10 protein-coding genes are annotated in these 15,481 nt (G+C 49.7%); 3 read left to right on the forward strand and 7 right to left on the reverse strand.

Annotation, left to right across the window (positions count from 1 at the left end; translation table 11 throughout):
- Window positions 1–696 precede the first annotated feature (696 nt).
- The gene (locus SFA31_RS17285) at window positions 697–1,776 is read left to right on the forward strand and encodes a linear amide C-N hydrolase (protein ID WP_322839095.1); all 1,080 of its coding nucleotides are present in this window, start codon (window positions 697–699) and stop codon (window positions 1,774–1,776) included.
- A gap of 552 nt (window positions 1,777–2,328) precedes the next feature.
- Here SFA31_RS17285 and mgtE read toward each other — a convergent pair.
- From mgtE to SFA31_RS17320, 7 genes are all read right to left on the reverse strand, one after another.
- Complete coding sequence (gene mgtE, locus SFA31_RS17290) at window positions 2,329–3,765, reverse strand: magnesium transporter (RefSeq protein ID WP_322839096.1); 1,437 nt, start codon at window positions 3,763–3,765, stop codon at window positions 2,329–2,331.
- 226 nt (window positions 3,766–3,991) lie between these two features.
- Complete coding sequence (locus SFA31_RS17295) at window positions 3,992–4,576, reverse strand: polymer-forming cytoskeletal protein (protein WP_322839097.1); 585 nt, start codon at window positions 4,574–4,576, stop codon at window positions 3,992–3,994.
- A 722-nt stretch (window positions 4,577–5,298) separates the two neighbouring features.
- Window positions 5,299–6,948 carry a multidrug ABC transporter permease/ATP-binding protein gene (locus SFA31_RS17300; RefSeq protein ID WP_322839098.1) on the reverse strand — a complete coding sequence of 550 codons (1,650 nt, stop codon included), beginning with the start codon at window positions 6,946–6,948 and terminating at the stop codon, window positions 5,299–5,301.
- Between the two features lie 75 nt (window positions 6,949–7,023).
- Window positions 7,024–7,674, reverse strand: coding sequence for a DNA oxidative demethylase AlkB (gene alkB, locus SFA31_RS17305; protein WP_322839099.1), 651 nt, complete (start codon window positions 7,672–7,674; stop codon window positions 7,024–7,026).
- Between the two features lie 2 nt (window positions 7,675–7,676).
- Window positions 7,677–8,729: a bifunctional DNA-binding transcriptional regulator/O6-methylguanine-DNA methyltransferase Ada gene (gene ada, locus SFA31_RS17310; RefSeq protein WP_322839100.1), complete on the reverse strand. Its 1,053-nt coding sequence runs from the start codon at window positions 8,727–8,729 to the stop codon at window positions 7,677–7,679.
- Between the two features lie 73 nt (window positions 8,730–8,802).
- Window positions 8,803–9,843 carry an FAD:protein FMN transferase ApbE gene (gene apbE, locus SFA31_RS17315; RefSeq protein ID WP_322839101.1) on the reverse strand — a complete coding sequence of 347 codons (1,041 nt, stop codon included), beginning with the start codon at window positions 9,841–9,843 and terminating at the stop codon, window positions 8,803–8,805.
- A gap of 361 nt (window positions 9,844–10,204) precedes the next feature.
- On the reverse strand, window positions 10,205–11,308 hold the full coding sequence (locus SFA31_RS17320) for a porin OmpC (protein ID WP_322839102.1): 1,104 nt from the start codon (window positions 11,306–11,308) through the stop codon (window positions 10,205–10,207).
- Window positions 11,309–12,079: 771 nt separating this feature from the next.
- Between SFA31_RS17320 and rcsD the strand changes: the two genes are divergently transcribed.
- Both rcsD and rcsB read left to right on the forward strand, forming a co-directional pair.
- The gene (gene rcsD, locus SFA31_RS17325) at window positions 12,080–14,767 is read left to right on the forward strand and encodes a phosphotransferase RcsD (RefSeq protein ID WP_322839103.1); all 2,688 of its coding nucleotides are present in this window, start codon (window positions 12,080–12,082) and stop codon (window positions 14,765–14,767) included.
- A gap of 16 nt (window positions 14,768–14,783) precedes the next feature.
- Window positions 14,784–15,434, forward strand: coding sequence for a response regulator transcription factor RcsB (gene rcsB / locus SFA31_RS17330; protein WP_138098506.1), 651 nt, complete (start codon window positions 14,784–14,786; stop codon window positions 15,432–15,434).
- Window positions 15,435–15,481 lie beyond the last annotated feature (47 nt).

Genomic DNA, 15,481 nt, shown 5'->3' on the forward strand with positions numbered 1-15,481 from the left:
CAGCGATGACGGCACTGTTGTACTCGTTATGTCGGAGCAAAAAGACTTAGCAATGCGCCATAGCGAAAAATCAGGCCGTTAGCCATCTCTCTCGACCAGCAGCTGGCGATAAATACCCAGAGTCTTCATTTACCGCGCTGGGCTGTAGTTTTTGTAGAGCTGCTTCATTTGCATCCGCAAATTTACAAATTTAAATAGCGTTAACCATCAAATTATCCAATCAATGTCATTATTATTTATTCATAGTATTGATCAATATGCTTATTATACTTACCTGCCGTAACGGTGTTTCCACACCGTTAATCCATTAATAAATAGATAGTCGTGCAGATACAATAATGCAGGTCAGAGAGCGCTATTATGGAGTAGCCCTGTCGTATCAAATAGCGCAAAACCGGGGTTCATACCCGATATATAGGGATTTTATATTGTGTTCAACGTCGAAATAGCAATGACACATCCTACTGATTCTGGCTGTAAATAATCAGTTACTGCATTACTGTTTTCTTAAAGTCCCCTTCTTCTACGGCAGTGACATTCCTTATATACCGCCCTAAATCCGCCGGATAAATATCAATATTCCGTAACATTTCAAAATGCAATTTAATTAGCAAACTAATATTAACTAGGTATATAACTTTGCTTAGAGGAGATTTATAACAACAAACGGAACTTTTACCTATGAAAGCATTTCAAATGAAATCAACTGCTGTACTCCTTGGTCTTACCGCTGGCGCAATGTTTATGGGCAGCACCAGCGCCTGTACCCGCGCTTTTCTGAACCAATACCCAGGCTACATGGTTAGTGCGCGCAATTTAGATTTTTTTGGCCCGGTCGATCCGGCGCTGGTCATTACGCCGCGTGGCGTAAAACGCAGCGGCGGCGATGATCCTACCTCACCGCACTGGAAAACGCGCTATGGGAGCGTTGTGGTATACGCCGATAATAAATTCCCTATGGACGGGATGAACGAAGCGGGCCTGGCTGCTCATACGCAGTACTACACAAACGGCGTGCAGGAACAAAAGGATAATCAGGGCAAACCGGTGCTGGAAAGCCGCGGCTGGGTTACGTATATCCTTGATAATTTTTCCAGCGTTAACGATGCCGTAAACGCCATTCAAAATGACGTGCGCCTTAAAGCTAAAAAATTACCCATTGATTACGCAACCGATACTAAGCATATTGCGCTTGAAGATAAGTCGGGCGATTCTGCCATCATTGAAATCGACGATGGCAAAGTGAATATTTATCACGGCAAGCAGTATCGGGTGATGACCAATCCCCCTTCAATCGCCGAACAAATGAAAAATCTCGACAAGTATAAAAATGCCGATCTGGAAGATATCCCTGGCGGGCAAGATGCGGATGAACGCTTTGTGCGGGCCAGTTACGATCTCGATCACGTGCCGCAGCCCGATTATAAAGCGCAGGCGCAGGGTTTTGTCCTGGCCGTGGTAAATAATAACGCCGAAGCTCCCGGTATGCCGGATGATAAAGCGGGAGTCGATGCTGCAATTATGCGTGACTATGGTCAATACACGGTTCGTAAACAGGATAATAAAGGCAATGCCACGTATTTCCAAACTATCGCCGATATGAGCCACGGTGAATACTATTTTAAATCCCTGTTCGCCCCTACCATTGTATATGTCAACTTTAAAGAGATTAATTTTAAAGCCGGCGCGCCCGTCAAACGAGTTCTGCACGTTAATGACTACGGTAAGAAAGGCTGGGAAGGCAACGTATTGAAATACGCCGTTGCTGATAAATAAAGGCAGAAAAGCGCGTCTCAATAATCCCTAATAACGATTTAACGGATATCCAATATAGCCCAGGCTCTGGCCGGGCTATATTATTATCGTTTTTAACCTGCACTACATATTACCGGCTTCGCGCGTTTGTAACCGGCAACCAACGGCGCAACTCTGCCTTTATTAGCGCCTGTATCAAATCTCAGATAGCGGCTAAACCGCTGCTGCTAAGCGATTTTATTTGTTAATCCCGACCTGAAATAGATTAAGACTCATCTCCTATTTCGCCTCCAGCTGCCAGTGGCCGTAATCTTATAAATTGTGCCAGCAGCGGCGCCTGTGCAGAGCCCCTGGTACCGGCAATCCGGTTTCATACCCTAGCCCCGCTCAGGTTAGGAACACCTCAGGCGTAGCCGCGCTGGATGCCAATGGGCACGCCATCTGCGCCATCAAACCACACCGCTGTTATCAGCCTCATCGCGCTTAGCCAGCGCTTTCATCAAACCTCAGCGGCAACTCAACGATTAAAGCGCGCCGATACTTTGCAGCGCCTGACGAACAAAGCCGGCTCTTCTACATTAAAAATAGCGTTGCCAGCCCGAGGAAAATAAAGAAACCGCCGGTATCGGTAATTGCAGTGATCATCACGCTGGACCCTACGGCCGGGTCGCGCCCCAGATGGTACATCGCCATGGGGATAATCACCCCCATAACGGCGGCAACCAGCAAATTCAACATCATTGCCAGCGTCATCACGCCACCCAGCGCCGCGTCGCCGTACAGCCCCCAGGTAATAAGGCCCATGATCCCACCCCATACCATTCCATTAATTAACGCTACTCCGACTTCGCGCAATAGTAAGAACGTCACATTGCCCGGCTGGATATATTGCAGCGCCAGCGAGCGCACAATCATGGTAATTGTCTGGTTGCCGGTATTTCCGCCAATCCCCGCCACAATTGGCATCAATGAAGCCAGTGCCACCAGATGAGAAATTGTGCCTTCAAACCCGTGAATCACCCGGGAAGCGATAAAAGCCGTACAGAGATTAATTGCCAGCCACGCCCAGCGCGTCTTCACGGCCTTCATCACCGGCGCAAAGACATCTTCCTCGGCGCTTAATCCTCCCATCCGGCGTAAATCGCTGTCCGTTTCACCAATAACCACATCGACAATCTCATCAATGGCCAGACGCCCCATGAGTTTCCCCTGTTCATCAATAACCGCCGCGCTGATAAGATTATCGCGCTCAAAAATCAGCGCCGCCGCTTCTTCATTATCGGTGGGGAAAAAGGTAACTGGATTATGCTCCATCACTTGCGCGACGCGAGTTTGAGGAGAATGTAATAGAATCGTCGTCAGATCCAACTCGCCCAATAATTCACTGTCCCGCGTAGTAACAAATAGTTTGTCCGTATTTTCTGGCATTTTTTTCAGAAAACGCAGATAACGCTGGACGGTAGCCAGATTAACATCAGCGCGCACTACAATAACTTCAAACTCCATGATGGCCCCAACGCTGGGTTTCTCATAGCGCATCAGTTGCCGGGCACGCTCGCGTTCGCCGGCGGGCAGTGTGACTAACAGGCGCCCAACCAGATCGCGCGGCAAATGCTGAGCCAGATACATCTGCTCATCAATATCCAGCGTACTTAACGCGCTAAGCAGCGCCTTATCGCTCATTTCCTCGATAAGATCGTCCCAAACGTGTTTTGACGCCTCCAAAAGCACGCGCCCACGCTTTGCCTCCGGAATAAGCCGCCACAGCGCGTGACGCTCCAGAGCGGGCAGCGCCTCCAGCGTATCAGCCAGATCGGGGGGCGGGAGACGAGATACAGGGCGAGTTAAGGTTTGAAGCTGTGCCTGGAAGCGAGCGCGCAGCCCGGCATCATCGTCCGGGGTATTCCCGACAATAGCGGTGGCGATATCGCGATCGCCGCTAAGGATCTGAATAATACGCGCGCGATCTTCTGCACGGTGATGAGGCGTATAATTGGTAAGTACAGACATAAAACTTGCATCCCTGGAAAAAGCCAGATAAAACTCACGCGCTATAGCGGCAGTGCGTCAATACCCTAAAGCAGGCTTCCTCAATAATAATCAACCTCTGCTATTACGGGATGCAGAAAAGAAAAAAAAGGGAGACTTCGGCGTTTTATTGTACGAAATAGGGCAAAGATGTGGGTCTGAGTCAAAATTTGACTGATACGGCCCACATAAAATGGGTTTCAATGCGTTAACTTACCGGTTCAGGCTCTTTCTCATCCATAGGTTCACGAATGCGTAAAAAGTCCGGTACGCTGCTAAGCGTGGTGGTTATTGGGCGCTCAGCGGAAGCAGGACGCGGGGCTGCGGGTTTTTCTGGCGACGTAAGCGGTTTTGATATCCCGTAAAAGCGCCCCTTTTTATTAATAAACAGCTCGTCGCACTCCAGCGTACCTTCAAGAAAACCGCTGGCTGAGATCTCGACTTCCCGGCTGCTGCACAGGCCGTTCAGGCGCCCGCTAATAACAATTTTATCCGCATTTATTTCCCCTTCCACTTTACCGTCTTTTAATAAAAAGACGCTTTTCTCCGAGCGAACTTTTCCTTCCACGGTACCATTAACGTGAATGTCTCCCGAGGAGGTAATTTCGCCGGAAATAACACAGTTAGCTGGAATTGTCGTTGAATCGGAAACCTCCGGCAGGGAAGAAACTATTTGCGATAGCGTTTCCTCCTCCTGAAATACCGGAGCAGCGGTTACTTCAGGTTCCTGCGCCGGCGACGTCGGGATAAAATCATTTACCGGCATCGCGGCAGACTCTTTGCGTTTAAACATAACCATTCCCTTGTTCACTAAAAATTTTTTACTTAAACACGCGGCGATAAGTACCAAAAAAAAGGTTAATAAAGGCCGCCAGATTGTGCGAAACAGCAGTATCGAACTTTCCCAACGGAAACTATATGCGGCCAACACCCATAACCATAATAACCAGATAATCCAAAGTAGATTGTAATTCATCTTCCCGTACTGGTGAGGGCCAGGAATAAAACAGGAACGGATAAGATATCAATGATATCTTGAATATACGGTACCCCACTCCCTGGCATTTATAGCGGCCGCTGCTCACCCCTTTCCCTTGACGGCCTCATGATCCATTAATTTTGTTAATTATTTCAAACGTATTTCGCCGATTTATTGTTCTTTTTTTTCTGTTTTGTGATCAAAGTAACGTTATCTGACCTGGATAATTTACGATATGTCGCTATAGTGCGGAGCGGAGTTAATAGCGTTTCCCTGATTTGTTAAACCGGGTCAACCTAAATTAGTAACAACTTTTCAGATAATAAGAAATAAAAAATATAAGTTAACTTCATAGTAGTAGATATTTATCCGGTAGTGAAAATCATTATCACGCGTTAAAGGTTAATACCGTTGAATACAATGAACGGACTAATATCGAATAAATAGATGTACTATTGACTCTGCAAAATCAATTTTGCCTGAATAAATAATAGCGTGATAACACGCTATTATTCACCAAAGAAATAATAAAAACTCTATTCATTTACAGTATGGTTTATTGCATCCCGGCTGGCACAGGTTCGTTCAGCATCGGTTAATTCTTTTAGATGCCCCTGTCGCATCTCTAACAGACGATCTGCATGGCTAAAATAGCGATCGTCATGGCTAATAGCGAAAACCGTTTTACCCAGCGCTTTCATATGCGGCAGCAAAATTTGATAAAATTCGCGCCGGAAATGAGGGTCCTGATCGGCCGCCCATTCGTCCAGTAAAATAATATCGCGCTGTTCCGCCATCGCCAGCAGCAGCGCCACTCTCTTCTTCTGCCCCTTTGACAGCTTCAGATTTTCTATTTTTCCTTCCTCTATCTGCAGTTTTTCCCCCATGCGCAGCCTGTTGAGCCATTCCTCAATAAGCTGAGGATCTGCAGGCTCACCGCGCGGCCCCAGCAACCGGTGGAATAGCGTCACATCAGTGAAGACCGCCGAAAACAGCGCGCGCCAGCGGGCGCTGTCGTGAGCCTCAATTTGCATGTCATCAAGCCAGAAAGAGCCAGATACAGGTTGATAAAGCCCAGTGAGTAGCATGGCCAGCGTTGATTTTCCGCTGCCATTACCGCCAATAAGAAATAGCAATTCTCCGCGGCGAATAGTCAGGTTGATTGGACCAACGCTAAACCCGTGAGCACCGTAATGAAAAACCACATCGCGTAGGGCCAGCGTTTGCCAGCCGGCAGGCGGCGGCGCAGAGGCGAAATTCGGCTGATATTCAGCAAGTTGCAGCTTATTTAATTTAGTGTACGCGACTTCTGCGCTCAGTAGCGTTGGTAACGCGCCCACCGCCGCTAACAGCGGCGTGCGTAAAAAAAGCAGCGTCAGAGAATAGGTAGCAGCAACCCCGGTGTCTGCCCATCCCAGACCGTTTGCCATCCAAAATACTAGCCCAATTGCGCCTAACATCATAATGTTGGACCAATTGACCGCACTTAAATGATAAGTATCCGCCCGGATAATGTGCCTACGGTAGCGCCGGGCATCCGGTAAAAAGTCGTTTAGGTAAATGTCTTCCGCCCGCTCGCGGTTTAGCGCCAACTCTTTACTGCCATCCAGAATGAGCTGGTAATCCTTATATAGACAGTCTTCCGTATCGCGCAGCGTGGCCATATGCCGATAGACATAAGAGACCAGAAGCCAGCCGCCGACTAACGTCACCGCTATCCAAACTGTAGTTATCGCCAACATTTTTGGTGAAAGCCACGCGAGATAGCCCATACAGCCTATCGTCAGGATAACGCCCTGCACCAGCTCCGGCAGCCGGACAAACGCCACGGTAATTGCCCGTACATCGCTGGTCAGGCCGGCTAATAAAGAAGCGTGCCCCAATTGCTCCAGGCGCTCAACCGAGGTATCCAGAATACGTTTCACAAATTCACTGCGTAAACGAAAGACGAAACGATGCCCCAACACGGTAAGGGCCAATTGAGAACCGAGCGTAATGAGGATAAGCAGCGCCAGCAGCCCCAGGAAAATGGGCAACACGGCAAACGTTGGCCCCGTCATTTCAATCAAACGCTGATTAATGAAAGCAATAAGACCGATGCCCAGCGCGGCGCTCCCAAGGCTGAGCAGCATTACCATTAAAAACGGCCAGCGATACTGACGCCAGACAATCCACAACAATTTCATATTCCAACCTACTGCAACTTAAAACTGCGAGCAGTTTAAACGGCTGACGCGGCACATCAAGAATAATTCTTATTTTTATTCTTCTTTCGCTGCGCGCCGAAAAGTCAGGTTGTAACGCCAGGCGCCAGCCTCGGGATGATGTCCGTTTTTTAAGGGCGCAATACCGTGGTAGAACAGGCGTGAGCTTCCCCCCCAGACCGCGACATCGCCGTGATCCAGATAGTGGCGGGATAGAGGATCGGCGCGCCGCAGCCCTCCAAACTGAAAGATAGCGGGTAGCCCGAGCGAGACAGAAACGATAGGCGCATCAAAGTGATATTCGTCTTTATCCTGATGCAAAGAGAGCTTTGCACCGGGGGAATAGCGATTAATCAGGCAGGCATCCGGGTGAAAGTTTTCGTATCCCGCCGCACGGGCCGCCGCTACCGCCAGCGTTAAAAATAACGGTGGCATTTTTGGCCAGGGCGCGCCCGTTAGCGGATCGCAGGCAGTGTAGCAATAGCCGCTGCGGGAGCTCACCCAGCCCGAGGCACCGCAATTCGTCATTGCCACGGCCATCGAATAACCGCCCGGCGTAACCATATGGCGAAACGGCGCCTGCGCAGAAAGCGTCTCAATAGCTGCCAGCAGCGCCGAAGCATCGCGAATAGCAAAGCGCCGCAGGATGGCGGCTCCGTCGGCGAGCGGCTCGCGCCAGGCTGGCTCCTCGGCAAACAAATCGAGCATTTCTATTCCTCCTGCGCCGCCTCACGCTGCAGCAACCGGCGCTTACGTTCACTTCCCCAGCGATAGCCGGACAGCGCTCCGCTTTGACGAACAACGCGATGGCAGGGAACAATCACCGCCAGCGTATTTGCCGCGCAGGCATTTGCCACCGCGCGTATCGCGCGCGGTTTACCAATACGCTGTGCCAGCGTTTGATAACTGATAGTTTCACCTGCGGGTATCGCCTGAAGCGCCTGCCAAACTTCTCGCTGAAAAACAGTTCCATGGAGATCCAGCGGTAGCGAGAACGCATGTTCGGCAGGATTATCCAGCCAGCGCACAATACCGCAAATCCGCTGCCCAAATGCGGCATCGCCGGGCAACAGCCTTGCATGGGAAAACGTCTGCGTCAGCTCCTGAAACAGCGCTTCAGGACTATCCCCCAGCAAAACTGCACACACACCGCGCGCGCTTTCAGCTATCAAATAGTCGCCGAGCTGACAGGTGCCCTGTGCAAAATATAGCGTCAACAGCTCACCACCGCGCCGATACTGACTTGGCTTCATACCCAGCGCCCGTTTAACCTGACGATACGCCCTGCCACCCGAGGTATAGCCCGCCTCGTGCAGTGCGCGCGTTACCGTTTCTCCCCCTGCCAGCGCCTTGCGCAGCCGTTCGGCGCGCAGCGCACGTTGCCAGGCACCCGGAGTCAGCCCGGTCATTAATTTGAACTGACGATGAAAATGCCATGGGCTCATTGCCGCTCGCTCGGCCAGCATGTGTAATGTGAGCGGGGCTTCGCTTTCTTCCATCAAAGCACAGGCTTTTGCTATTCGAGCTTCCAGTGCCTCCCGCGCGCCGGAGCGGTCGGGGTGACAGCGCTTGCAGGGCCGAAATCCGGCCAGCAGCGCGTCCGCAGCGCTATCATAAAAGCGCACATTTTCCCTGCGCGGCGCGCGCGACGGACACGATGGACGGCAGAAAATCCCCGTAGTAATAACGGCAAAGAAAAAATCCGCTTCCGGGCTGCGCTGGCACAAAAGCGCCCAGCGCCGTTCGCTATCATCTTTTTTCATTTCTCCCTCCTCCCCGCTGGTTTTCTACCACTTTGGGCGAAAAACTACTGTCCTACGCGTACCTTCTTGCTTTTTAATTCGTTTTATTCAGCAAAAAAGGTTTAAACCCTGGGGATGCCCAAACGGAAAATCCGTGTGCTTCTTTAATAATAAGATAAACGGCGAGATTTTCTTTGAGCGCCAGCGCGCGCGCTTCTTCCGGCCCTAGCACCATCAGGCCGGTGTCCCATGCGTCAGCCTCCAGCGCATCGCGTGCAATAACCGTTGCGGACACCAGTTTATGTCGGATCGGTGCACCGGTGCGCGGATCGATGACGTGAGAGAGCCGCTGTCCATCCAGCTCATAATAATTACGATAGCTTCCGGAAGTACTGATACCCTGGCCATTAAGCGTTACCACCGCCTGCGCGGCATTTTCCTGGTCCGTGGGTTTTTGGATAGCCACGCGCCAGGGCTTGCCGTCTGCGCGAACGCCGCGAGAAGTTACCGCGCCGCCAACGGAAACAAGGTAATTCTGAAACCCTTCTTGCTCTAATAAATGCGCCACGCTGTCGGCCGCGTATCCTTCTCCGACCGTTGACAGGTCAAGATAAAGTTCCGGTACATCTTTTTGTAACCACTGGCCCCGGGAGTCGTTAATCACGCGCAGATGCTGTAGGCCGGTTTTCGCGCGCGCCGCCGCAATTTGGGCCGGCGTTGGTGTCTTCAGCGGCTGTTTATCCGGGCCAAACCCCCAAAGGTTTACCAGCGGCCCTACGGTGATATCCATTGCCCCCTCAGTCTTTGCCCCAATACGCAGCGATCGGATTACGATATCGCTTATTGCTTCACTAACGGGCCACGGCGCGGAGCTTTGCTGTCGATTAAACCGGGAAAGCATAGAGTCAGGTTTCCAGGTTGAAAGCTGCCTGTCTTCGTTATCCAGCGTTTGCTGGATAATCTGGCGTAGTGTGTTTAGATGAACGGGAGTGCCGGAGGCAATGCTAACGTGCCAAGATGTACCCATGGTCTTACCCTCCAGCGCTATCGCTGACGGGAGCGACCGGTTATCGCTATCGCAGGCGCTTAACGACACGATGAAATACCCTATTATCCATGCATGACGTTTCAGCATGCGTTTCCTCCTTATTTCGGCGCAATAATCGTACATGAAAAGTAAAGCGGGGGTCAGCATAGATGACCGCTGTGTTATGCGGCTTACAGCAATAAGGTAAGATTAGATATTTACTGCGTTCCCCTGCCGGGATTGAGCCTGAGGCAGGCCATAACGCACCATCTCTGAGACATTGACTATCAGTGACAGGAACAAAGCGGGATGTTGATTGCATTTTTCCGGTAGGGAAAACCAGCGATACCGCCTTTAGGCTAATACCTGATAGTCAATGCGGCAACTCACCGCATCTGGCAGAACGTGGCTTTCTGTAGACATAAAAAAGGGCCAACTGGCCCTTTTTTAATTTTAACGAAAAGTATGATTAGAACTGGTAAACCATACCTACCGCTACGATGTTATCGGTGTTGATACCGGCCGCACGGGTAAAGTCGTTATCATCCAGCAGGTTAATCTGGTAATCCGCAAAGGTAGAGAAGTTTTTATTGAAGTAGTAGGTTGCACCCACATCAATATATTTCTTCAGATCCTGGTCGCCATAATTCCCGATGTCTTTGCCTTTAGACTGCAGGTAAGCAATAGACGGGCGCAGGCCAAAGTCGAACTGGTACTGAGCCACTACTTCAAAGTTCTGCGCCTTATCGGCAAAACCGTAAGCGGCAGAATCGGAACCGCCAAAGCGCGTACCGTTATAAGACTGGGTATACATTGCAGCCAGATAAACATCATTCGCGTCGTACTTCACGCCGCCGGTGTACGCATCAGCGCGATCGCCGTGGCCGTATACGCCTACGGTATTGTTCTGGTCCCAGGTACGCTTAGAGGACGCCATCGCCCCCCCCACGCTGAAACCTTTGCCCAGGTCGTAGGTCAGAGACAGGCCATAGCCGTCGCCGTTTTGTTTCTGCAGCTTACGACCGTCAATATCTTCACCTTTCGCGCTACCGTTTTTACCCTGGTACTGCGCAGCAAAGTTCAGACCATCCACTAACCCAAAGAAATCGGTGTTACGATAGGTCAGGACGCCGTTACCGCGGCTGAACAGGAAGTTGTCGGCACCATAAGTGTCACCGCCGAATTCAGGCAGAACGTCGGTCCATGCGCTTACGTCATACAGAACGCCATAGTTACGACCATAATCCAGCGAGCCCGCATCGGCTATTTTCAAACCGGCAAACGCCACACGAGTCCAGGCGTTATTTTCGCTTTCATCGGTATTAGCGTTAATTTGATATTCCCACTGGCCATAGCCTGTGATTTGCTGGTTAACCTGCGTTTCGCCTTTGAAGCCAATACGCATGTAAGTTTGGTCACCGTCAGAACCATCGTTGTCAGAGAAATAGTGTTCTCCGTCAACTTTTCCGTAAAGATCCAGTTTGTTGCCGTCTTTATTATAGATTTCTGCCGCATTTGCAGCGCCTGCTACCAGCAAAGCCGGCACCAGCAGGGACAGTACTTTAACTTTCATGTTATTAACCCTCGTTATATGCTTTTTTTCGCCACTTTAATTGCCACTGCTTACCGATCGTCGTTCTTAATCAGTTGGCAGCCCATTCTGTTAAAACAATACGGATGAATCCAATGGGTTTGAGATACTAAAACTATTTAGATGTTTCGGTCTGCAATATACATGTTACAAAATGTAATTCCAAGGGAACTTTTTTTAAGCACGGAAAGATAAAATAGCCGCACTAATTGTAAAAACACAACCATAAACATCTTTACACGCCTTGACAAGGCTAATATGCCGCACGGTTTGCCAAAACGATCACACTTTTTCGGTCTAAGCTCCAATCGCTATCATCATTAACTTTATTAATTACCTTCGTTCAGGAATGGACGTTTGGTTTGTCTTTAGACCGGCCTTTAAGGTCGGTTTTTTATTTCTATTTTTCCTTTTCTTCCCCTCACATTTTTCATTTCAATTCTCTGTTCCTGGAATTTCTTCTTTTATTTTAAAATCCTTATTTTTATTTAGTTGAATTATCCATAGTTCCATTACGTAAATATTTATTCACGCAATCATTAAGCGGAAATAAATATCTCTCAGATTCAGTTAAATCATAAACCCATCTCGTTAACCTTATTTCATTTAAACGATGGATATAAAGCGCCTGACCAACGATGACGTAGCCTGCTTTTCCCGGTATGCTTGCGCATGGCATACGCGTGGCTACTTATATTCTCCACGCGTTTTAATGACATTTGGCCCTAAGGCCTCTCAGGCAAAACGGAAATAATGAGTCAGTCAGATACGATGCGCCATCCTAAATTTTCATTAATGCCCGGCAGTATCACACGCTTCTTTTTACTGCTTATCGTCGTGCTCTTAGTCGCTATGGGCGTGATGGTGCAAAGTGGCATTAATATCTGGCTAAAGGACAGAAGCTATCAATTGGCTGAGGTCACGCGCGCGTTACACAAGCGCGTTGATACCTACCGATACGCGACCTGGCAAATTTACGATAGCGTCAACGCTATCCCGTATAGTGAAGAGCAGAGCAATATCCAGGAAACGCGCCTGCGTCAGGATGTTTACTATCTGGAAAAACCGCGTCATAAGATTGAAGCACTGATTTTTGGCGCGCATGAAGATAGTACACGCGAAATGGCTCGTAGAATTTCCGGCTATCTGGATACCCTCTGGGGCGCAGAAAGCCTACCCTGGTCGATGTACTATCTCAACGGTCAGGATAATAGCCTCATCCTGACCTCAACGCTGCCGCTTAAAGATCTCACCGCTGGATTCAAGGATGCTAACGTCAATGGCATCGTCGATTCGCGCCGTGCAGAAATGCTACAGCAGGCGAATATGCTAGATGAGCGAGAAAGCTTCTCGCCGTTAAGACGCCTGTCCTGGCAAAATGTCTATTATTTTACCCTGCGCACAACGTTCAATCAGCCCGGCCATCTGGCCACCGTCGTCGCTTTTGATATCCCAGTCAATGACCTCCTGCCTGCTTCAATGGCGCTCGCCAATTTGCGCCTCGATCCTGATGAAACGCAGCGTACCGCAACCGGCACGGATAAAGAGCGCGCCAGGCGCGTTCACGTCTCATTCAACGGCACGCGTATTGAAATTACGTCTCCGGTAAGCGATACGCAGCTTAAGTTGGTCTGGAAAGTGCCGTTTGGCGCAATGCTCATCGATACGTTACAGGGGCTGCTATTACCCCTGCTATTAAATATCGGGCTACTGGCGCTGGCGCTGTTCGGCTACGCTACGTTTCGCCATCCGTCCTCCCCGCGTCAGGCCGACGCATCTTCCACCGTGGGCAGTGAGCTGAAAACCCTGCGCGCGCTCAATGAAGAAATTATTGCGTTATTACCGCTAGGTCTGTTGGTTCACGATCCGGAAACTCGCCGTACATTAATGAGTAATCCCACCGCCGATCATTTATTACCTCATTTGAATTTACAAAATATCGCGGCGATGGCAGACAGACATCAGGGCGTAATACAGGCCACCGTTAATAATGAACTTTACGAAATCCGCCAATACCGCAGCCAGGCCGTACCGCGCACGCAAATCTTTATCATTCGGGAGCAGGATAGAGAAATCCTGGTCACCAAAAAACTGCGCCAGGCGCACATGCTATATGAAAAAAATCAGCAGGCCAGAATGGCCTTTATGCAGCACATTGGCGCAGCGCTAAAAACGCCGGTTAATCGCCTTGCCGAAAGGCTGGCCGCGCTTGGGGAGCAGGAAAGCCCGGTTCCGCTTCTCGATGACGCCCGGCGCATTATTTGCCTGGTGGATGAAATCCAATTATTAAATCAACTGGAAGACGAAAGCTGGCAGGGGGAAAGCGTCCGGTTTTCCATACAGGCGCTTCTTGACGATCTGGTGCCTTCTATCCTGCCAATTATTCGACGCAAAGGGCTGCAGTTTCTCATCAATAATCATTTGAATGCTGATGATGAGCGCTTTGGCGATCGTACTGCGCTTCACAGAATGTTAAGTATGCTGCTGCAATATGCGATAACCACGACAAAAATCGGAAAAATCACGCTGGATATCAGTGCGGAAGAAAATGCGCCCGAGCGTTTGCTGTTTAGGATGCTGGATACCGGCACGGGTATTACTCACGATGAAATTGATAATGTTCACTTTCCTTACCTGCATGCTCCCAGCGAAGATGATAAAGGCGCAGCGAACGGCCTTGCTTTCCGCCTGTGCGACAAGCTCGCTCGCACTATGGGCGGTCATCTGAATATTAAATCACATCTCGATTTAGGAACGCGCTACAGCCTGCACCTTATCCTCCCGCTGGCGGAAGAAGATGCCGTTGAGGACAAGCGTGAAAGACCGCAGGAACGGCTGCTTGACGATCTCACCGCACTGATTGATATCGCCGCTGGCGAAGTCAAAAATATTATCGTCAGACAGCTCGAAAGCATGGGAGCATCGTGCATTATCAGCGATGAAAAAGCGCCCGGACAAGACTTCGATCTTTTTTTAACAGATAATCCATCAAATCTTACTGATTTCGGCCTACTTTTAAGCGATGATGAGCAAGGCGTAAGGAAATTAGGACCGGGCCAGTATCGCGTTAACTTTAATATTCGCCATGCTATGCAGGACGCTATATTACAACTTATTGAAGAGCAGCTGACCCGCGAGTCCGCTTCCGATATCGCCTCCGTTAACGATGAAAACGCACAGTTACATGCCAGCGGCTATTATGCGCTCTTCGTCGATACGGTACCGGATGACGTCCAGAGGCTGTATACTGATTCAGCAAACCAGGATTTTGCTGCGCTAGGGCAAACGGCTCACCGCCTAAAAGGGGTGTTTGCTATGTTAAATCTTACGCCCGGTAAGCAATTGTGTGAAACGCTGGAGCATCACATTCAGGAGAAAGATGCCCCGGTCATAGAGAAATATATCAGCGAGATTGACGCTTACGTCAAAAGCTTGCTTTAGCAAGGTAGCCTATTACATGAACAACATGAACGTAATCATTGCCGACGATCATCCGATCGTGCTCTTTGGCATCCGAAAATCACTTGAACAGATTGAATGGGTGAACGTTGTCGGTGAGTTTGAAGATTCCACAGCTTTGATCAATAACCTCCCGAAACTTGATGCGCATGTGCTTATCACCGATCTTTCCATGCCCGGCGACAAGTATGGGGACGGTATTACGCTCATCAAATACATCAAGCGCCACTTTCCTAACCTGTCAATCATCGTATTAACGATGAATAATAATCCGGCAATTCTTAGCGCGGTATTGGACCTGGATATCGAGGGTATCGTGCTTAAGCAGGGTGCGCCCACCGATCTTCCTAAAGCGCTGGCCGCGTTACAGAAAGGGAAGAAATTTACGCCGGAAAGCGTCTCTCGCCTGCTGGAAAAAATCAGCGCAGGCGGATATGGCGATAAGCGGCTCTCTCCTAAAGAGAGTGAAGTTCTGCGTTTGTTTGCCGAAGGTTTTCTGGTTACCGAAATCGCGCGCAAACTCAACCGCAGTATCAAAACCATCAGTAGCCAGAAAAAATCAGCGATGATGAAACTCGGCGTGGATAATGATATCGCGCTGCTAAACTATCTTTCCTCCGTAAGCCTGACGCCTGCGGATAAAGAGTAGTCACGCTTCTCCCTGGCCCTCTGCTGATGAGGGCCTCCCTCCCTTTT

Origin of the sequence: Erwinia sp. HR93 (assembly GCF_034555055.1) — a bacterium.
Classification (GTDB): Bacteria; Pseudomonadota; Gammaproteobacteria; order Enterobacterales; family Enterobacteriaceae; genus Apirhabdus; species Apirhabdus apintestini.